The organism is Bradyrhizobium sp. LVM 105, from assembly GCF_003957705.1.
Lineage (GTDB): Bacteria > Pseudomonadota > Alphaproteobacteria > Rhizobiales > Xanthobacteraceae > Bradyrhizobium > Bradyrhizobium frederickii.
Map to the genome: position 1 here is coordinate 391,892 of NZ_QZMV01000002.1, position 18,840 is coordinate 410,731.

Annotated in this window: 18 protein-coding genes; 13 read left to right on the forward strand and 5 right to left on the reverse strand. The window is 65.5% G+C overall.

Annotated elements, in window-relative coordinates:
• The first annotated feature begins 4 nt into the window (after positions 1-4).
• The 3 genes from scpA to D6B98_RS07180 all read left to right on the forward strand — a co-directional run bounded on the left by scpA (position 5) and on the right by D6B98_RS07180 (position 3,486).
• Entirely contained in the window at positions 5-2,161 is a 2,157-nt protein-coding gene (gene scpA / locus D6B98_RS07170; protein WP_126256748.1) for a methylmalonyl-CoA mutase, read from the forward strand.
• A gap of 36 nt (positions 2,162-2,197) precedes the next feature.
• Positions 2,198-2,494 carry a nucleotidyltransferase family protein gene (locus tag D6B98_RS07175; protein ID WP_126256247.1) on the forward strand — a complete coding sequence of 99 codons (297 nt, stop codon included), beginning with the start codon at positions 2,198-2,200 and terminating at the stop codon, positions 2,492-2,494.
• Positions 2,495-2,721: 227 nt separating this feature from the next.
• On the forward strand, positions 2,722-3,486 hold the full coding sequence (locus D6B98_RS07180; protein WP_235885008.1) for an RsiV family protein: 765 nt from the start codon (positions 2,722-2,724) through the stop codon (positions 3,484-3,486).
• 108 nt (positions 3,487-3,594) lie between these two features.
• Here D6B98_RS07180 and D6B98_RS07185 read toward each other — a convergent pair whose 3' ends face one another.
• Entirely contained in the window at positions 3,595-4,071 is a 477-nt protein-coding gene (locus tag D6B98_RS07185) for an SRPBCC family protein (protein ID WP_126256251.1), read from the reverse strand.
• 218 nt (positions 4,072-4,289) lie between these two features.
• On the opposite strand from D6B98_RS07185, the gene D6B98_RS07190 reads away from it, so the two are divergent.
• From D6B98_RS07190 to D6B98_RS07225, 8 genes are all read left to right on the forward strand, one after another.
• Positions 4,290-5,282: a tripartite tricarboxylate transporter substrate binding protein gene (locus tag D6B98_RS07190; RefSeq protein WP_126256253.1), complete on the forward strand. Its 993-nt coding sequence runs from the start codon at positions 4,290-4,292 to the stop codon at positions 5,280-5,282.
• Positions 5,283-5,553: 271 nt separating this feature from the next.
• Complete coding sequence (locus D6B98_RS07195; RefSeq protein WP_126256255.1) at positions 5,554-6,045, forward strand: tripartite tricarboxylate transporter TctB family protein; 492 nt, start codon at positions 5,554-5,556, stop codon at positions 6,043-6,045.
• Positions 6,046-6,049: 4 nt separating this feature from the next.
• Positions 6,050-7,561, forward strand: coding sequence for a tripartite tricarboxylate transporter permease (locus D6B98_RS07200; protein ID WP_126256257.1), 1,512 nt, complete (start codon positions 6,050-6,052; stop codon positions 7,559-7,561).
• An 85-nt stretch (positions 7,562-7,646) separates the two neighbouring features.
• Positions 7,647-7,961: a nucleotidyltransferase family protein gene (locus tag D6B98_RS07205; RefSeq protein WP_126256258.1), complete on the forward strand. Its 315-nt coding sequence runs from the start codon at positions 7,647-7,649 to the stop codon at positions 7,959-7,961.
• Complete coding sequence (locus D6B98_RS07210) at positions 7,962-8,306, forward strand: HepT-like ribonuclease domain-containing protein (protein WP_126256260.1); 345 nt, start codon at positions 7,962-7,964, stop codon at positions 8,304-8,306.
• Between the two features lie 21 nt (positions 8,307-8,327).
• Positions 8,328-9,314: a methylmalonyl Co-A mutase-associated GTPase MeaB gene (meaB, locus tag D6B98_RS07215; RefSeq protein ID WP_164718451.1), complete on the forward strand. Its 987-nt coding sequence runs from the start codon at positions 8,328-8,330 to the stop codon at positions 9,312-9,314.
• Positions 9,311-9,967, forward strand: coding sequence for a pyroglutamyl-peptidase I (locus D6B98_RS07220; protein ID WP_126256263.1), 657 nt, complete (start codon positions 9,311-9,313; stop codon positions 9,965-9,967). The genes meaB and D6B98_RS07220 overlap by 4 nt, the downstream gene beginning before the upstream one ends.
• Before the next feature lie 180 nt (positions 9,968-10,147).
• A complete protein-coding gene (locus D6B98_RS07225; protein ID WP_126256265.1) occupies positions 10,148-11,518 on the forward strand; it encodes a TIGR03808 family TAT-translocated repetitive protein in 1,371 nt (456 codons plus the stop codon).
• Positions 11,519-11,647: 129 nt separating this feature from the next.
• On the opposite strand, the gene D6B98_RS07230 is transcribed toward D6B98_RS07225, so the two are convergent.
• The 4 genes from D6B98_RS07230 to D6B98_RS07245 form a co-directional block, all read right to left on the reverse strand.
• Positions 11,648-12,361 (reverse strand): TIGR03809 family protein, encoded by a 714-nt coding sequence (locus D6B98_RS07230; protein WP_164718452.1) that lies wholly within the window; start codon positions 12,359-12,361, stop codon positions 11,648-11,650.
• A 611-nt stretch (positions 12,362-12,972) separates the two neighbouring features.
• Positions 12,973-14,691: a S8 family serine peptidase gene (locus tag D6B98_RS07235; protein ID WP_126256269.1), complete on the reverse strand. Its 1,719-nt coding sequence runs from the start codon at positions 14,689-14,691 to the stop codon at positions 12,973-12,975.
• 118 nt (positions 14,692-14,809) lie between these two features.
• Positions 14,810-15,505 carry a hypothetical protein gene (locus tag D6B98_RS07240; protein ID WP_126256271.1) on the reverse strand — a complete coding sequence of 232 codons (696 nt, stop codon included), beginning with the start codon at positions 15,503-15,505 and terminating at the stop codon, positions 14,810-14,812.
• Complete coding sequence (locus tag D6B98_RS07245) at positions 15,502-16,071, reverse strand: sigma-70 family RNA polymerase sigma factor (protein WP_164718453.1); 570 nt, start codon at positions 16,069-16,071, stop codon at positions 15,502-15,504. The genes D6B98_RS07240 and D6B98_RS07245 overlap by 4 nt, the downstream gene beginning before the upstream one ends.
• Positions 16,072-16,510: 439 nt before the next feature.
• On the opposite strand from D6B98_RS07245, the gene D6B98_RS07250 reads away from it, so the two are divergent.
• Positions 16,511-17,668: a GGDEF domain-containing protein gene (locus D6B98_RS07250; protein ID WP_126256273.1), complete on the forward strand. Its 1,158-nt coding sequence runs from the start codon at positions 16,511-16,513 to the stop codon at positions 17,666-17,668.
• 60 nt (positions 17,669-17,728) lie between these two features.
• Positions 17,729-18,832, forward strand: a complete 1,104-nt coding sequence (locus D6B98_RS07255; RefSeq protein ID WP_126256275.1) for a DUF2336 domain-containing protein — start codon at positions 17,729-17,731, stop codon at positions 18,830-18,832.
• Positions 18,833-18,840 lie beyond the last annotated feature (8 nt).

Below are 18,840 nucleotides of genomic sequence, written 5' to 3' on the forward strand. Positions count from 1 at the left end.
AACCATGAGCCGCATTCCTGATTTCGCCAACGTTGCCTTCGAGCGAGCCGCCACTGCCGCGCCGTCAGGCGGCGCCGAGCCGTGGCTGACGCCGGAGGGCATCCTGGTAAAGCCAGCCTATGGCGAGGCCGATCTCGCCGGGCTCGATTTCCTCGAGACCTATCCCGGCATCGCGCCTTATCTGCGCGGCCCCTACCCGACCATGTATGTCAATCAGCCCTGGACCGTCCGGCAATATGCCGGCTTCTCCACGGCGGAGGATTCCAACGCGTTCTACCGCCGCAATCTCGCGGCGGGCCAGAAGGGCCTCTCGGTCGCGTTCGATCTTGCCACCCATCGCGGCTATGACAGTGACCATCCGCGCGTCGGCGGCGACGTCGGCATGGCCGGCGTCGCCATCGATTCCATCTACGACATGCGCACGCTGTTCGCAGGGATTCCGCTCGACCAGATGAGCGTGTCCATGACCATGAACGGCGCGGTGCTGCCGATCCTCGCGCTCTACGTCGCCGCCGCCGAGGAACAGGGCGTGCCGCCAGAGAAGCTGTCGGGCACCATTCAGAACGATATTCTGAAAGAGTTCATGGTGCGCAACACCTACATCTATCCGCCCGCGCCCTCGATGCGGATCATCTCGGACATCTTTGCCTACACGTCGCAAAAGATGCCGAAATATAACTCGATCTCGATCTCCGGCTATCACATGCAGGAGGCCGGGGCGACGCAGGACCTCGAGCTTGCCTATACGCTCGCCGATGGCGTCGAATATCTGCGGGCCGGCCTTGCTGCCGGCCTCGACGTCGACCGCTTCGCACCGCGCCTGTCGTTCTTCTGGGCGATCGGCATGAACTTCTTCATGGAAGTCGCCAAGCTGCGCGCCGCGCGCCTGCTCTGGGCGAAGCTGCTCAAGCCGTTCAACCCGAAGGACCCGCGCTCGCTGTCGCTGCGCACCCATAGCCAGACCTCGGGCTGGTCGCTGACCGCGCAGGACGTCTTCAACAACGTGATGCGCACCACCGTCGAGGCGATGGCGGCCACGCAAGGCCACACCCAGTCGCTGCACACCAACGCGCTCGACGAGGCGCTGGCGCTGCCGACTGACTTCTCGGCCCGCATCGCCCGCAACACCCAGCTGTTCCTGCAGCAGGAGAGCGGCACCCCCCGCATCATCGATCCCTGGGGCGGCTCGTATTACGTCGAGCGGCTGACGCGCGACCTCGCGGCCAAGGCCTGGGGCCACATCCAGGAGGTCGAGGAGCTCGGCGGCATGGCGAAGGCGATCGAGGCCGGCCTGCCGAAGCTGCGTATCGAGGAGGCTTCCGCCAAGACGCAGGCGCGGATCGACGCCGGGAAGCAGGCGGTGATCGGCGTCAACAAGTACAAGCCGACCGACGAGGACAAAATCGAGATCCTGAAAGTCGACAATTCCAACGTCCGCCGCTTGCAGATCGACAAGCTGACGCGGCTGAAAGCCGAGCGCAACCAGAAGGACGTCGATGCCGCGCTCGCGGCGATCACGCGCTCGGCCGGCGAAGGCAACGGCAATCTGCTCGCGCTCGCCATCGATGCGGCTCGAGCCAAGGCGACCGTCGGCGAAATTTCGGACGCGATGGAGAAGGTGTTCGGCCGCCACCGCGCCGAGATCAAATCCATCACCGGCGTCTACAAGCGGGAGGCGTCCAGCATGGGCAACCAGGTCGAGAAGGTTCAGGCGCTGATCGACGCCTTCGAGGAGGCGGAAGGCCGCCGCCCGCGCATCCTGGTCGCAAAGATCGGCCAGGACGGGCACGATCGCGGCCAGAAGGTGATCGCCTCGGCCTTCGCCGACATCGGCTTCGACGTCGACATTGGGCCGCTGTTCGCGACCGCCGACGAAGCCGCCCGGCAGGCGGTCGAGAACGACGTCCACATCCTCGGCGTCTCCTCGCTCGCCGCCGCCCATCTCACCGCCGTGCCGGAGCTGAAGGCCGCGCTGAAGAAGCAGGGCCGCGACGACATCATGATCATCGTCGGCGGCGTGGTGCCGCCGCAGGATTACGACGCGCTCTATGCCGCCGGTGCGGAGGCGATCTTTCCGCCTGGCACCGTGATCGCGGAAGCCGCCGAGGAGCTGATCCGCAAGCTCAACGCCCGTCTCGGGCATAGCGAGGCTGCAGAGTAGCTGATAGACTGGCCGCATGACCGGCCAGGTGTCTCCATGACGCGTGACGAAATCGTCGCTGCCATACGCAAGAACGCAGATGCCATCAAAGGTAAAGGCGTATCGAAGCTTGCCATTTTCGGCTCGCGTGCCAGCGACGATTATCGGCCTGACAGCGACATCGACGTTATCGTCGAAATCGAGCCGGACACCGCCTTTTCGCTACTCAACTTGATCGATGTCGAGCACATCATCGAGGATGCGACGGGCTTGCAAGCACAGGCAACTGTTCGTCGCTCTATCTCTCCCCGCTTCGCAGAGCGGATCGCAGACGACATTCTCGAAATATTCTGACGTGCCCCCGACTTTAGCCGACCGCATCGGCCATATCCTGGATGCGACGGCCAAGATCAGGCTGGCCGTATCTGCTCATCGCCGTTAGATCTTCGCCCAGGATGTCTTCATACGTCTGGAACCGACGCGGACCTGCTATGGGACATGATCAAAGACGATCTCCCGCCGCTGGAGATCTTCATCCGAACAATCGCCGAGGAGCCAAAGGCTTGAACCCCGTCCTGAAATTGAGCCTCGCGACGCTGTTGCTGGGCGCGATCAATATTTCCCCCGCCCACGCCGCCGACCCCAGGCCCGACGCCGTCGTCAAGACCAAGAGCATCGAGGCGCGGCTGTTCCTCGACGACAGGATCAAGGCGGACGCGGCACTGGCGGCGGATTGCCTCAAGGAGGGCAAGAAGTGGCTCGACAGGAATGCCGCGGAAGCTGCCGCCGCGCGCAAAGCCGATCCGCAATTCTTCAGGGACGGCGCCTGGGATTTCGAGCGCAAATACGAGATCCGCTCCGTCGTTGCGGATCGCTATGTCAGCATCCTGCGCAACGACTACATGAATACAAGAGGTGCGCATCCGAACTCGGACGTGAACACGATCCTGTGGGACAAGGCCGACACCAAGCGCATCTCGATCCGCCCGTTCTTCACCGAGACTGCCGACAATGGAGCAACCATGAAGGCGATGGCGCAGGCGATCGTCGCCTCGCTCAGGGCGGAGAAGAAGAAGCGCGATGCCAGCGAGACCGCGACCGACGAATGGTTCAAAGGGGTCGCGCCGAGCCTGCTGAAGATCGGCGCCGTGACGCTGGCGCCCTCGACCGAGTCCGGCAAGAGCTCCGGCCTCACCTTCCACTATCCGCCCTACGCCGTCGGTCCCTATGCCGAGGGCGAGTATGTCGCCTTCGTGCCGTGGGAGACGCTGAAGCCTTACCTGAGCGCGGAAGGCACCCGCATCTTCGGCGGCGCGCGGCCGAAGGGCGACGCGGAGGAGCCGTGAGCGATCGCTAAAGCATGATCCGGAAAAGTGCGCAGCGGTTTTCCGAAAAGATCATGCTTAGACAACAACCTAAAGCGCGATGACGATTCATCCTAATCGCATCGCGCTTTAAGATCGCGGATGGGCCCGCGCCAATGTCCGTGCAAGTGAATCCGTCCAATCGGGAATCCAGGACGCAAACAGGGCTTGCCAGCGGTCGGCGTCCGCAGGCTCGGTATCGAGCGCGACCGACCATTCGATCAGGGTGCGGTCGCCTTCCACGATCGGGCGCAGATGCATGGTGCCTTGATAGCGCGTCGGCGCCGGCGTCCTGCTGCCGTCATCTTGCGGATACGGCAGCGCTTCGAGACCGGCATAGGTCAGCGTGTGCTGGCGGTCCGAGTGATCGACCAGGCGCTGGCGGATCCAGTTTCCGAGATAGCAGAAGCGTCTGATGGCGCCGACTTCATCGCCGCGCTTGTCGTCTTCGATCACGCTCTCGCTCACGCCGTCGATGTAGACGGGATAGTTGTTGAAATCGCGGATCAGCGACCAGACGTCGTCCAGCGGGCAGTCCAGCACGGCGCTGTAATAGGCTTGGGTCATCGATAGCTTGCCTTTGGCTTTCGTTACGCGCACAGGTTGGCGAAACATGCCGGCAAAACCCACCCGATTTCCGACTGCCCCATCCAAAAGGCATGCTGTTTTCACACAACATGTCGGTCTCGTTGGTAGCGCTACCTTGCGGCGGCGCTGCAAAGCCGACTAGAATGTCGCCATCGACAAGAGCGCCCGGCGTCACGGGCGCCGCTGGGAGGAATTCAATGTCCAAGATTTCGCGCCGCACCTTTGCGGCTTCGACCGCCGCCGTCGCGGCATCCGCCGCTTTCGGCTTCAAGCCCGCACTCGCGCAGGCCTATCCGGCCCGGCCGGTCACCGTGATCGTGCCATGGGGCGCCGGCGGCGGCACCGACGCCACCGCGCGCATCGTCGCCGCGCTGCTGGAAAAGGATCTCGGCCAGCCCTTCAACGTGGTCAACCGCACCGGCGGCTCCGGCGTGGTCGGCCATAGCGCGATCGCGACCGCGCAGCCCGACGGTTACACGATCGGCATGCTCACCGTCGAAATCTCGATGATGCATTGGCAGGGCCTCACCGAGCTGACGCCGAAGAGCTACACGCCGCTGGCCCTGATGAACGAGGATCCTCCGGGCATCCAGGTCTCCTCTTCGTCGCCCTACAAGACGGTCAAGGAGCTCGCGGACGCGATCAAGGCCGCGCCTCCCGGCAAGTTCAAGGCTTCGGGCACCGGCCAGGGCGGCATCTGGCATCTGGCGCTGGTCGGCTGGATGCAGGCGATGGGCCTGCCCGCCAACCAGGTCGCCTGGGTGCCGTCGAACGGCGCGGCGCCGGCGATGCAGGATCTTGCCGCCGGCGGGCTCGACCTCACCACCTGCTCGGTGCCGGAGGCGCGCGCGATCATCGAGGCCGGCAAGGCCAGGAGCCTCGCCATCATGGCGCCCGCACGCAATCCGGTCTTCAAGGACGTGCCGACGCTGAAGGAGGCAATGGGCATCGACTACGCGACCGGCGCCTGGCGCGGAATCGGCGCACCGAAGGGTTTGCCGCCTGAGATCGCAACCAAGCTCACCGCGGCACTGAAGAAGGTCTACGACTCCGCCGAGTTCAAGGACTTCATGAGCAATCGCGGCTTCGGCACCGTGTGGGGCGACGCCGCCCAATTCGCCAGCTTCATGGACAAGGGCGACGCCCAGATGGGCGAAGCGATGAAGGCGGCCGGCCTCAGCAAGGCGTGATTGTTCGCCTCTTCTCGCACGCCGCAGGTTATCGGCTTATGAAGAAGAAGGTGGCGAGTAGCTCGCCTGCAGCCCATCCTTCGAGACGCCCGCCTCCGGCGGGCCCTCAGGATGAGGTCGCATTTTGCGGCGAGATATCAAACCCTCATGGTGAGGAGCCCGCGAAAGCGGGCGTCTCGAACCATGCAGGCCGAGCGCCCTCGGCACTGCGCTAGCCCAACCCGCGGAGGGAGAGGGAGCATACCTTCCGCAATTCTGACAGGACTTCTCCATGCGTCTTCCCGACTCCGTCACGGGATCGTTTCTCGTCGCACTCGGCGCGGCGGCCGCCTATGGCGGCTGGATCTTGCCGCCGGTGCCCGGGCAGCCGGTCGGCCCCAACGTGTTTCCGCTGGTGATCGGCACGGGGCTGGCGCTGTGCGGGCTCGCGATCGTGTTCGGGATCGGCCACTCCTTCGAGGAGGAGGAACAGCTGGTCCCGCTGGAGGACGGCCAGGCAGCAGCCCCGCCGCCGCAAGGCAAGCTCTATGGCCTGCGCGCTTTGCTGCCGCCGCTGCTGCTGCTGTTCTACGTGGTCGCAGCCGACAGGCTCGGCTTCATCATCACCGCGGCGATCATGGTCTACGTCACCTCGACTGCGCTCGGCGCGAAGTGGAAGCTGGCGCTGCCGCTCGCGGCGCTCTCGCCCTTCGCCATTCACCTCATCTTCGGCAAGCTGCTCCGCGTGCCGCTGCCCGCCGGCCTGCTGCCGACGCCCTGGTAATCCCATGCTGAAAACCCTGCTCGACGCGTTCGCGCTGATCTCCACCTGGGAGGTCATCATCGCGATGTTCGCGGCCTCCGTGTACGGCCTCGTGATCGGCTCGCTGCCGGGCCTGTCGGCAACGATGGCGACCGCCCTGCTCGTCCCGGTCACCTTCTACCTGTCCCCGATCGCGGCGATCGCGACCATCGTCGCGGCATCCTCGATGGCGATCTTCTCGGGCGACATCCCGGGCGCGCTGCTGCGCATTCCCGGCACGCCCGCCTCCGCCGCCTATGCCGACGAAGCCTATGCCATGACGCGCAAGGGCCAGGCCGAGCTCGCGCTCGGGGCCGGCGTGTGGTTCTCCGCCGTCGGCGGCATCGCCGGCGTGCTGTCGCTGATGATCCTGGCGCCGCCGCTCGCCGAGATCGCATTGTCGTTCTCGACCTTCGAATATTTCTGGCTGGCGCTGCTCGGCCTGATGTGCGCGACTCTGGTCGCGCGCTCCTCGCCGGTGAAGGCGATTGCTGGCATGTTCATCGGCCTGCTCGTCGCCTGCATCGGCATCGAGAATCCCGGCGGTGTGCCGCGCTTCACCTTCGGCCTCACCGATCTGTTCGGCGGCATCGAGCCGATCCCGGCGCTGGTCGGCGTGTTCGCGGTGGCGCAGGTGATGCGCGCGATGCTGACGCCGGAGCCCCCGCCGCTGCCGCGGCGAAAATTCGGAAGCATCCTGGCCGGCCAGTGGAGGCTGACGAAGCTGTATCGCTGGCAGATGACGCGCGGGAACATCGTCGGCATCATCATCGGCGTGCTGCCCGGCGCCGGTGCCGACATGGCCGCCTGGGTCTCCTATGCGATGTCGAAGCGCTTCTCCAAGGAGCCGGAAAAGTTCGGCACAGGCCATGTCGAGGGCCTGGTCGAGGCCGGCGCCAGCAACAATGCCAGCATCGCCTCCGGCTGGGTGCCGTCGCTGCTGTTCGGCATTCCCGGCGACACCATCGCCGCGATCGCGATCGGCGTGCTTTATATGAAGGGTCTCAACCCGGGCCCGACGCTGTTCACCGAGAAGGCGTCGAGCATGTACGCGATCTACCTGATGTTCATCATCGCGAACATCATGATGATCCCGCTCGGCATCGCCATGATCCGGGTCGCCGCCTACATCCTGCTGGCGCCGCGCTCGGCCATCATGCCGGTCATCATGCTGTGCTGCGCGGTCGGCTCGTTCGCGATCGGCAACAACATGTTCGGCGTCGTCACCGTCGCCACCTTCGGGGTGATCGGCTATGTCATGGAAACGAACGGCTATCCCGTCGCCGCCATGGTGCTCGGCATCGTCATGGGCACCATGGTCGAGCAGGCCTTCGTGACCTCGCTGATCAAGTCCGACGGCAGCATCTTGCCGTTCTTCGAACGTCCCATCGCAGCCATTCTCGCCGCCATGGCGATCGGTGCCCTGCTCTGGCCGGTGATGGTGTGGATCTGGCGCAAGGTGAAACAGCCGCAAGCCGCGGCGGCGACGAGCAGGTGATATCGGCGGGGCTCTCGCCTGCCCCCGCCCGGGCGGTCGAAGCCGGCGGCTGGGCCAGGCTGCAACCCTGTGCTAGTATTGGGCCATGACAGAGGTCGCAGACGTTCCGCTCAAGACGATTGTCGGAAAGCTCCGAGAGCTTGCTCCCGCCTTGAGGGCCGCGGGGGTCACCCGCCTGTACCTGTTCGGATCCCGCGCGCGCGGCGACGCCCGGCCCGACAGCGATCTTGATGTCCTGATCGAGACGACCTCGCGCGAGGAAACGCCGCGATTCGACTATTTCAGGGTCCTGCACCTGATCGAGGATCAGGTCGGCCTTCGAGCACAGATCTCGATGCGGGACCTGCTGAAGCCGCGGATGGCCGAGCGGATCGCGGGTGATCTGGTTGAGGTCTTCTGAATGCCGCCGACCGCGGAAGACCGGCTGCGAGATATTCTGGAAGCCATCGCCGACATCGAAAGCGTCGTGAAGGGCCTCAACTTCGATCAGTTCGTCTCTGAAAGGACCTCTCGTCTGGCAATCGAACGCCTTCTCGAGATCATCTGCGAGGCTTCGAGATTCATCCCGGACGAGATCAAGCGAACCGAGCCTGAAATCGACTGGCGCAAGATGATCGACTTCGGAAATCTTCTCCGCCATGCCTACCATATGACGAAAGCCGAGATCGTCTGGGACGTCATTCAAACTCACCTTCCGCCGTTGAAATCCTGCGCTGAAAGACACCTTCGCATGTCGGGCCGCTAGCGGCTGGACGCGAAAACAATCATGACCATTCGCAAATCCATCGACATCAAGACCCTCGCCAAGGAACTCCGCGCCGGCAGCCGCGCGGCGCTGGCGCGTGCCATCACGCTGGTGGAGAGCCGGCGTGGCGACCATCAGGCGCTGGCGCGCGAGCTGGTGCAGATGCTGCTGCCGGACACCGGCAAGGCGTTCCGCGTCGGCATCACCGGCTCGCCCGGCGTCGGCAAATCCACCACCATCGACGCGCTGGGCACATATCTCATCGCGCAGGGCCATGAGGTCGCGGTGCTCGCGGTCGACCCGTCCTCGGCGCGCAGCGGCGGCTCGATCCTCGGCGACAAGACGCGGATGGCGCGGCTGTCGGCCTCCGACCACGCCTTCATCCGGCCGTCGCCGTCCTCGGGCACGCTCGGCGGCGTCGCCGCGAAGACCCGCGAGGCGATGCTGCTGTGCGAGGCGGCCGGCTTTGGCGTCGTGCTGGTCGAGACCGTCGGCATCGGCCAGTCGGAGACCGCGGTCTGCGACATGACCGACTTCTTTCTCGCCCTGATGCTGCCGGGCGGCGGCGACGAATTGCAGGGCATCAAGAAGGGCCTGGTCGAACTCGCCGACATGATCGCGATCAACAAGGCCGATGGCGACAACCTCAAGCGCGCCAACATCACCGCCGCGGACTATCGCGGCGCGCTGCATATCCTGGCTCCGCGATCCGAGCACTGGCATCCGCCCGTCGTCACCTATTCGGCGCTGGCCGGCACCGGCATCGCCGAGCTCTGGCAGAAGGTGCTCGACCACCGCAAGGTGATGAATGCCTCCGGCGATTTCGTGACGCGGCGGCGTGAGCAGCAGGTGAAATGGCTGTGGTCGATGCTGGAGCAGCGCATGCTGGCGCGGCTGCGCAGCGAGGCATCGGTTCGCACGAAGGTCCGGAAGATCGAAACCGAGGTCGCCGAAGGTCACCTCACCCCGGCACTCGCCGCCGAGCAGATCCTGGAGCTGCTGCAATGAGCGAAAAGCTCCGCATTCTCTTGACTGGCTTCGGGCCGTTTCCCGGCGCGCCCCATAACCCGACCCAGCCATTGGTGGCGCGGCTGGCGCAATTGCGCCGTCCGGCACTCGATGATGTCGCGATCGCCAGCCACATCTTCCCGGTCACCTATGCCGCGGTCGACCGGCAATTGCCCGATGTGCTCGCGAAAGTGAAGCCGGATGCGCTTCTGATGTTCGGCCTCGCTGCGCGCACGCCTTACCTGCGGATTGAGACCCGCGCGCGCAACGCCGTCACCATGCTCTGGCCCGATGCCGCCAACACCCGCTCGAGCAAGCGCGGCATCGCCGGCCGTGCGGACGCCATGACGTTCGGCCCGCACACGGCAAGGCTGCTGCGCGCCGCGCGCCTCACCGGCATCGATGCGCGGTCCTCGCGCGATGCCGGCGCCTATCTCTGCAATTATTTGAGCTGGCGCGCGATCGAAAGCGTGAAGGCAGGTGGTCCGCAGTTCGCGGCGTTCGTCCATATTCCCCTGCTTGCGCGCGGCGACGCCGCGCGCCGCAAGGGGGCGCGGCGGATCACGCTGGAGGAACTCGTTGATGCCGGCGAGGCCATGCTGATGGAAATGGTGGGGTTGGCCCGGAAGCGACGGAACAGGCCGGTTTCGTAGGGTGGGCAAAGGCGCCCTTGCGCCGTGCCCACCATCTCGTTCCATCATCATCAAATCGTGGGCACGCTGCGCTTTGCCCACCCTACGGCACCTCGGCCGCGGTAAACACTTAACCCTACCGCGAACAATCCCCGCGCCCTCGCCCGCCCTGCGCTACCTAATCTGCGCGGAGGACGCGTCATGGACCTCAATCGCCGTTACCTCATCGGAGCTTCCACCGCCGGCATCGCCGGTGCGCTGGCCATGCCGGCCGAGGCCGCGCGCGCGGCGCCGCTGACGTCCCTGCTCGGCCGCGACGCCACGCAATACGGTGTGCGCCCTGGCAGCAGCGAGGATCAGACCCGCGTGCTCCAACGGGCGATCGATGAAGCCGCGCGGGCGCAGATGCCGCTGGCATTGCCGCCCGGCGTTTACCGCAGCGGGCTGCTGCGGCTGCCGAACGGCGCACAAATGATCGGCGTGCGCGGAGCAACGAGGATTCTCTTCACCGGCGGGGCCTCGGCGATCCAGAGCGAGGGTTCGAACTCCGTCGGTCTTTCCGGCATCACCTTCGACGGCGGCGGCATTGCGCTGCCGGCCCGGCGCGGCTTGGTCCACCTGCTCGGCGGACGCGACGTCCGCATCGCCGATTGCGAGATCGCGAATTCGGGCGGCAGCGGCATCTGGCTCGAGCAGGTGTCCGGCGAGATCTCCGGCAATATCTTCACCGACATCGCGGTGACGGCGGTGGTGTCGTTCGATGCCAAAGGCCTCAACGTCTCCCGCAACACGATTCTCAGCACCAACGACAACGGCATCGAGATCCTGCGCACGTCGATCGGCGACGACGGCACGCTGGTTGCTGATAACCGCATCGAGAACATCAAGGCGGGCCCCGGCGGCTCCGGCCAGTACGGCAACGCCATCAACGCTTTCCGCGCCGGCAACGTGATCGTGCGCGGCAACCGCATCAGGAACTGCGACTATTCCGCGGTGCGCGGCAATTCGGCCGCCAATATCCACATCACCGGCAACAGCGTCAGCGACGTGCGCGAGGTCGCGCTCTATTCGGAGTTCGCGTTCGAAGCCGCCGTGATCGCCAACAACACGGTCGATGGCGCCGCCGTCGGCGTCTCCGTCTGCAATTTCAACGAGGGCGGCCGCATCGCCGTGGTCCAGGGCAACATCATCCGCAATCTGATCCCGAAGCGGCCGATCGGCACCGCGCCGGACGACGATGCCGGCGTCGGCATCTACATCGAGGCGGATACGTCGGTGACCGGCAACGTGATCGAGAACGCGCCGTCCTACGGCATCGTCGCCGGCTGGGGCAAGTATCTGCGCGACGTCGCGATCACGGGCAACGTGATCCGCAAGGCCTTCGCGGGTGTGGGTGTCTCGGTCGTGCCGGGCGCCGGCATCGCGCTCGTCAACAACAACATGATCTCGGAGACCCCGCGCGGCGCCATCGTCGGCCTCGATCACGCGCGAGCCGTGACCTCGGATCTGTCGGCAGACGGCGCGCAGCGATTTGCGCAGGTGGTGCTCGGCGGGAATGCGGTCCGAAGGTAGGCGCGGCTGACGGCCGGGCCGTTTCATCCTTCGAGGCTTGCCATGGGACGCCTCGCGTCCCGTGCCTCGCGCCTCAGGATGACGGAGCGAGAGCTGCGGTTGCTTCCCCTTTGCCAACGCTCCGGAGCGTTAGAACGCATTCCTGAGGAGCGGGTACTTGGCTTCCAGGCCGTCGAGGCTGAAGGTGAATTCGACGACGCGCTCGGGGGCTGCGACGATTTCCTCGGCCGGCGGGGCGAATTGCGGCAGGAGCGCCGCCATCGCGGCAGGCGCAGTCTTCGGCGGCTTAGCGGCCGGCACCGCGAGCGGCGGCTTCACTTCGGGCGCGTTGAACTGAGCCATTGCGGCGGGCGCGGCGAGCGGCGATCTCACGACGGGTGCGGTGAGCGGCGCCCTCGCAGCGGGAGCCTTGAGCGGTGGCATCTCGGCAGGCGCGGTGAATGACGCCACAGTTGCGGGCGCGGCGAGCGGCGCTTGGGTGATTTCGGCAAGGACGTCCGGCGTGGGATCAAGCCTGACCGGCACGGCGGTCTCGGGGGCGATGTGGACGGCCTTCGGCTGCATGGTCTGCGCCTGCTGCTCACGCGGAAATACGCGGGGCATGGTCGCCGGCGACCAGCCGAATGCCGGCGTCACGCTCGCCGCCGCCTCGGCGACGTCTCCACCGGTTGCGAGCGCGCGCCAGGTCTGGACCGCGAGCTTGGCTTCCTGGATATTTTCGAGGAACGCGATCTCGGAATGATAACGGCGCCAGCGGCCGGTCTCGAACATCTCGGAGAGATGTTGCAGCCGCTGCTCGGCGAGAGCGCACCAGCGCGCCGCAACGGCGCGGTCAACAGCCACGGCAGGAACAGCCGCGCAGTCGGATTCTCGGCGATGTGTCATGAACCAGCCCGTCAGGCGAAAACACGGATGCGGGGACGCAACGCACACGAATCAATTTCAACGCGACATGAATATTTTGTGGAAAAGATTTGACTTGTCCAGCAACGACGCGGCGCTCGCCGTCAAATACCGTAGTCGTGCGGAGATTTGCTGTGTTTTCGAGTCAAGCTTCGCACAAGCATAGCGGACCTGCTGCTTGCTGCCCGGGCGGGACCGGGCGCGCCTTTCAACCGAAAGCTGAACGCCCGCGGCGCTTCAAAGGGCCGGACGCCCGGAGCGGTTCTGATTGAATCAGAACCGATGCTTCTGGATTCGTTTTGACGCGTCTTCTTCACGCGAACCGGAATCCACTTCGCTCAAGAACGCTCTGAAAAGAAAAGACCCGTCCGGGGGGACAACCGGACGGGTCGAGCCATATGGGCGCTTGGGGTGGATGGGCGCTCGCGCCTGATATGACTGATGGGGAGGGATGACCGCTCCCACATAATTTGGTCGTGGCAGGGAGCTGAACGTTCAACGCGGGGTTCGCTTTTCTGACCTTCGGCCCGCGTGCATCTTTGTCGCAGCGGCTACCGCGCCGTCGGCCTATCCGCTTGAGAATCCGTGGATTTCTCATCCGCGCTCGACAGCGAGGGTAGTTCGATCGCGCGGCTATTGGGCTCATCGCGACGCTTGCCGGCATCTTCACGTTTTGTTGTACCGGACGCAGCCGCGAGCGGCGTGGCGCTGTCGGCAGAAACGGCCATGACCGCGGCAAACGCATCGGTCTGGCCGTCGCCGAACAGATCGTCACGCCCGGGCGAGCCGAGGTCGCGCGCGGTCTTGGCCAGCGTCATGCGCAGCGCTTCCGGCTTCAAGGCGTAATTGCGCTCGAGCAGCAACGCCGCGACGCCGGAGACATAGGCCGCCGAGAACGAGGTTCCCGACGTCATCTGGTATTTGCCGTCCGGCGCCGGCAGGAAGATATCGACCCCGGGCGCCGCAAGGGCGACGTGGTTGCCGCGGTTGGAGGCGGCGAACAGCCTGTCCTGCTGGTCGGTCGCGCTGACCGCGATGACGTTGGGATTGGCGGCCGGATAGAGCGGCGGCGACTTGGCGCCGGCATTGCCGGCGGCCGCGATCAGCACGAGGCCGCGCGCGGCGGTGGCCGCAATGGCGCGCTCGATCACCGCGTCCTTGGGACCGGCAAAGCTCATATTGACGATCTGCGCGCCGTGCTCGGCGGCGTAATTCAGCGAGCGCAGGATGATGTAGGACGAGCTTTCGGCGCCGCCGTTGGCACCGCCAAAGGCGCGGATCGCGATGATGCGCGCTTCGGGCGCGCTGCCCATCAGCCGGGCATGCGCCACGATCGCGCCGGCGATGCCGGTGCCGTGGACGTGCGGCCCCTCGGCGCTGCCGAGCGCATCGAAATTGTCGGCGATGGAATTGGCGAGCTCGGGATGCCTGGCATCGATGCCGGAATCGATCACGGCGATCGTGACGTTGGCGCCGTGCGCCAGCGTATGCGCCTGCGGCAGGCGGAGCTTGGCCAGGGCATATTGGGCGGGATCGCCCTCGCTCGGGATCGTCGATTTCTGATCCTGGAGCGCATAACGGAAGTTCGGCTGGACCGAGCGCACGCTGCCGTCGGCCGCGAATTCGCGCCGCACCGTCTCGTACGGACGGCCATCGGTGATGCGGAACAGACCGAACGTGGCCCCGATCAGCGGGAAGTTCTCCGACGAGATGCGCGTCAAACCGTGCCGGCGGGCAAGCGCGTCGGCATCGCCGGGCGACAGCGTGCCATCGATCTCCGCCACGAATTCGTTGGCGAAGCTGCGCAGATTGGCGGCGGCGGCCGGCGTGGCGTCGCCCCGGCCCTTGCCGGCGCTCTTCTTGCCCGGCTTGGCCGAGCCACCGCCGCCCGCACTCGGCTGCGCCAGGCATTCGCCACCAGCATCGCGATAGGGCGCGGTGCAGGCCGGATACAGGTTCGGCGAGTAACGCGCATAGGGCAGCACCGTCGTCGGCGGCCGGATGCGCGACGTCGTGGTGTTGGGAATGGTCGCGATCGTCCGCGGGCCGGTGCCGACGTTGACCGCGCGCGCGGCAATATTGGGACTGACTCGTGGGGCGATGCTCGGAGAGACGGTCGGCGTTCGCGAGGGCACGCTGATCGTCGGCGTACGCATGATCGCCTGCGCCTGCGCAACTTCGACGCCGAGACAGGCGGCGATCAGAAGCGCGGCGCCAACCGATGAAGCGTAGGCCCCGGCGCGTACCCTGCTCTCGGATTTGCCCGTCATCGGTTCTGCGGCGCGCCTAAAGCGCGATGCGCTGAGGATGAATCGCCATCGCGCTTTAGCTTGCTGTTTGAGCATGATCTTTTCGGAAAACCGCTGCGCACTTTTCCGGATCATCGCTTTAGGGCGCCGCGACGGCGAGGTTGACGAACTTCTCGCGCTGCATCTTGCCGAGCAGCGAAGCGAGCTCGTCCTGGCTCATGGCCCTGTCGAACTGGAGGCGGAACATGCCGCCCTTGGCGCCGTCGATGATCGAGGCGTGGTAGCTGTCGAGCAGCCCGGTGATGTCGGCAATGCGCGCCTCGGGCGTAAAGCGCACCAGGGCGCGGGCCGGCGCGGCGGTGCTGCCAAGCTCGCGCGTGAGCGGCGCGCTGGTCGAGAGCGAAGCGGTCTGGAAGGTCGCGGGCTGGTTCTTCATCAGCACGGCGCCGATCACGCCGGCTTGCAGCACGAGCGCGACAGCGCCAAGGCTCGCCGACCACGCCAGCGTGCGCGGCGACAGGCTCGCGAAGAAGGTCGAGATGCGCGCCGACAGCGGCAGCGAGCCGGTCGCCCGCGCCGGCTCGGCGTCGATCGCGGCGAACAGCTTCTGCATCGCGCGTGCCGACGGAGCGCCCAAGCTCTCGTTCAGATGAATGGTCTCTTCGTACTCGCCGCGGATCGCGGCGTATTGCTTGGCAAGCTCGGGATCGCGCGCCAGCGCTTCCTCGACCCGGCGCGCATCGCGCGCGTTCAGAGTCCCGGCAGCGTGCCACGGCAGCAGCAGTTCAATTTCACCGGGCTCTTGCTCCAGCATCTTCTTGCTCAAAGCCATCATGGCCAGCCTCGCTCAACGCCGGCTGCCTTCAGCAGTTCGGCCAGTTTCTTGCGCGCATAGAACAAGCGCGTCTTCACAGTGTTCTCCGGTATCCCGACGATTTCGGCCACCTCTTCCACGGACTTCTCGTGGTAGTAGACGAGATCGACGATTTCCCGGTGTTCCGGCGAGAGGCCCGTCAGACACCCCCGCAACGCTGCACTGGTATCCTTCTTCTGCACCACCGTTTCCGGATCGTCGGACGTGTCCTCGATCGCGTTCGCGGCGTCTTCGTCCAGCTCGAAATCCTTCCTGCGCCGGAGCGCAGACAGGGCCTTGAATCGGGTGATGGCCAGCAGCCAGGTCGAAACGGCGGATCGGCCCTCGAACTTGCCGGCCTGACGCCAGACGTCGAGAAACACCTCGCTGATGAGGTCTTCCGCCGCCTGCTCGTCCCGCACGAGCCTGAGCCCGAACCGGTAGACCCTGACATGGTGCCGCCCGTACAGCACCTGCATGGCGAGCCGGTCACCCTGGGCGATCCTGGCGATCAGGACCTCGTCCGTAGCCGCCTGTGTCACGCTCAAAGGCCGTCTCGCAAAGTTGGTCGGGTCGGCGCAGCAGACGGTTCGACCAGGGGTGCAAAATTGTTCAATTTACCGCAGTCGTACGGGCGCCTGTGTGATCCACCCCACATACGCGCATTTTTCTTGTCCCGCCCGCAGCCGTCGGCCGCCACAATCCAGATCGGTAGCATAATACTAGATACTTCCTTGCGGAATGCCTGTCCGGCACAGGCGGCCCGGCCTCGTCCGGTTCCATAGCAACGTTGCACGACATATGTCTCGCCAAGCCGGACTTAGGCTCGATCGCATCGCAAACCGATACCCGACCACCGGTAAAATTTCCCTCGCCGGCCCATCACCTTGTTCCGTGCTGCACGGTTCGGATTCGGTTTCAAAAGGATACCAAACCTAAAGGCTTGCCACGTAGATTTTTACGCTGAGATCCACCATTGGCGGGACCATGAGCACGGCCGCGACGTCCTTTCCCGAGAGGAATGCTGCTGAGGTCGCGGATATCGTCCTCGCCTCCGAGGCGGCGGCCCCCGAAGTCCAGGCGCGGCGGACCCGGCAGCGCCGCCAGATGTATATCGGCCAGGTGGCGAGCTATTCGCTGGGCGCCTCCGTCCTGCTGCTCTACGCCTATGGCGGCACGGTCGACATGGCCGTTCCGTCGCTGTTCTGGCTCGGCGGCCTCCTGATCATCGGGACATTCACCGTGTTGTCGGAAGCCGGCTTCGGCGACCGGTTTGAGGATCATTACCTCACCGTGTTCCAGATCTCGGCGCATATGGCGCTGCAACTGCTGTTCCTGCTCGCCGTGCCGAGGGTCGGGGTCGCGTTCCTCGCCGTGCTGTTTCTGATCTTCGCGTTCGGCACGCTGCGCATGACCTCGCGCCAGGCAATGGTCACCTGGGGCCTTGCCACTTGCGGGCTGGCCTTTGTGTTCCTGGGCACGAACCTGCCGATCGGACTGCCGGTTGCGACCCGCCTGGAGCGAACCGCCTCGATGCTGTGCTTCGTGCTGGTGATCGGTCAGTGCGCCTCTCTCGGCCTGTTCGGCGCAACCTTGCGCAAGATCCTGTACCGGCGCAGCATCGAGCTGAAGGCCGCCTATCGGCGCATCGAGGAACTGGCCGAGCTCGACGAGCTCACCGGCTCCTACAACCGCCGCTGCATCATGCGCCTTCTCGACGTCGAGATCGAAAAGTCGCGACAGACCTCTTCTCCTTGCGCGATCGCGCTGATCGATCTTGACTGGTTCAAGCGCATCAACGACGTCCACGGCCATCCCATCGGCGACGAGGTGCTGCGCACCTTCGCGATCACCATTTTCGCCAATATCCGCCCGTCCGACAGCTTTGGCCGTTACGGTGGCGAGGAATTCCTGCTGCTGCTGCCGGACACGACGGGCGATGCCGCGGAGCGCATGCTCGAGCGCTTGCGCAGCATCGTCGCCGATCTCGACTGGGACGCATTCTCCGCAGGCATGCGCGTGACCATTTCTGCGGGCGTCGTGACGCTGCGCGAGCTTGATACTGCCGACACGTTTCTCGCCCGCGCCGACCGCGCGCTCTATTCCGCCAAGGCGCAGGGGCGCAACCGTATTGCAACGAGCTGACCAATCCATTTTTTTCCGGCGCGACAGCAGCAGTCGGGCCGAACGCTCCAGGACAGGGCAATGAGATCCAAATCCCCAAAATCATCCGAGAACCTGCTCGAGGAATTGCAGACTGCGCTCTCGCACGGCACCGTGGCGCGCCGGGTCGAGACGCTGCGCCGCGTCACCGATCTCTTCGTGGGCAACGCGGTGGACTATTCCGACGACCACATCCGCCTGTTCGACGACGTGTTCCAATGCCTGGTCGAACAGATCGAGACGTCAGCCAGGGCGCTGCTCGCCGACCGCCTCGCTCCGGTCGCGGCCGCGCCGCCGAAAATCATCCGCACGCTCGCGCTTGACGAGGTCATCGAGGTCTCCGGGCCCGTGCTGTCGAAATCGGAACGGCTGGACGAGACGACCCTGATCGAGATCGCGCGCACGAGAGGCCAGGCGCATCTCAAGGCGATCTCGCTTCGGCGCGTGCTGTCGGAAGCGCTGACCGACGTGCTGGTGACGCGCGGCAACGCCGACGTGGTGCAGTCGACCGTCAAGAATCCGGGCGCGCGGCTCTCGGAGGGAAGCCTCACCGACCTCGTCACCCGCGCCGAACGCGACGACGACCTCGCGACCTGCATCGGCCTGCGGCCCGACCTGCCGCGCCACTACTATCTGAAGCTGGTCGCCAAGGCGTCCTCGAGCGTGCGCAGGAAGCTCGAGGCGGCGCATCCGGAGTTCGCGGACGAGGTGTCGAGCGTGGTCCAGGAAGTCGCCCAGAGGATGCGCGCCGCCGCCATGAACAAGCAGACCGAGATGGCGCGCGCGCTGGTGAAATCGCTGCACGAGGACGGCCGCCTCAACGAATTCCAGGTCACCACTTTCGCCGAGCAGGGCAAGTTCGACGAGACCAATGCGGGGCTCGCCGCGCTCGCGGGCGTCGCGGTCGAGACCGCCGAGACCATGATGATCGAAAGCCGCACCGAGGGCGTGATGATCCTCGCCAAGGTCGCGGGCATGTCCTGGCCGAGCGTGCGCGCCATCCTCGCCATGCGCGAGAAGCTCTCGGGCGGCCCGCAGACCGACATGCTGACGCTGCGCGACACTTACCAGGCGCTGCGCTCATCGACCGCGCAGCAGGTGTTGCGCTTCCACCGCATGCAGCAAACCACGACACCGGCGGCGTGAAGCCGGCT

Coding starts and splice junctions, on each gene's coding strand:
- scpA (WP_126256748.1), top strand. CDS start 5: ATGAGCCGCATTCCTGATTTCGCCAACGTTGCCTTCGAGCGAGCCGCC.
- D6B98_RS07175 (WP_126256247.1), top strand. CDS start 2,198: ATGACGCGTGACGAAATCGTCGCTGCCATACGCAAGAACGCAGATGCC.
- D6B98_RS07185 (WP_126256251.1), bottom strand. CDS start 4,071: ATGACCCAAGCCTATTACAGCGCCGTGCTGGACTGCCCGCTGGACGAC.
- D6B98_RS07190 (WP_126256253.1), top strand. CDS start 4,290: ATGTCCAAGATTTCGCGCCGCACCTTTGCGGCTTCGACCGCCGCCGTC.
- D6B98_RS07195 (WP_126256255.1), top strand. CDS start 5,554: ATGCGTCTTCCCGACTCCGTCACGGGATCGTTTCTCGTCGCACTCGGC.
- D6B98_RS07200 (WP_126256257.1), top strand. CDS start 6,050: ATGCTGAAAACCCTGCTCGACGCGTTCGCGCTGATCTCCACCTGGGAG.
- D6B98_RS07205 (WP_126256258.1), top strand. CDS start 7,647: ATGACAGAGGTCGCAGACGTTCCGCTCAAGACGATTGTCGGAAAGCTC.
- D6B98_RS07210 (WP_126256260.1), top strand. CDS start 7,962: ATGCCGCCGACCGCGGAAGACCGGCTGCGAGATATTCTGGAAGCCATC.
- meaB (WP_164718451.1), top strand. CDS start 8,328: ATGACCATTCGCAAATCCATCGACATCAAGACCCTCGCCAAGGAACTC.
- D6B98_RS07220 (WP_126256263.1), top strand. CDS start 9,311: ATGAGCGAAAAGCTCCGCATTCTCTTGACTGGCTTCGGGCCGTTTCCC.
- D6B98_RS07225 (WP_126256265.1), top strand. CDS start 10,148: ATGGACCTCAATCGCCGTTACCTCATCGGAGCTTCCACCGCCGGCATC.
- D6B98_RS07235 (WP_126256269.1), bottom strand. CDS start 14,691: ATGACGGGCAAATCCGAGAGCAGGGTACGCGCCGGGGCCTACGCTTCA.
- D6B98_RS07240 (WP_126256271.1), bottom strand. CDS start 15,505: ATGATGGCTTTGAGCAAGAAGATGCTGGAGCAAGAGCCCGGTGAAATT.
- D6B98_RS07250 (WP_126256273.1), top strand. CDS start 16,511: ATGAGCACGGCCGCGACGTCCTTTCCCGAGAGGAATGCTGCTGAGGTC.
- D6B98_RS07255 (WP_126256275.1), top strand. CDS start 17,729: ATGAGATCCAAATCCCCAAAATCATCCGAGAACCTGCTCGAGGAATTG.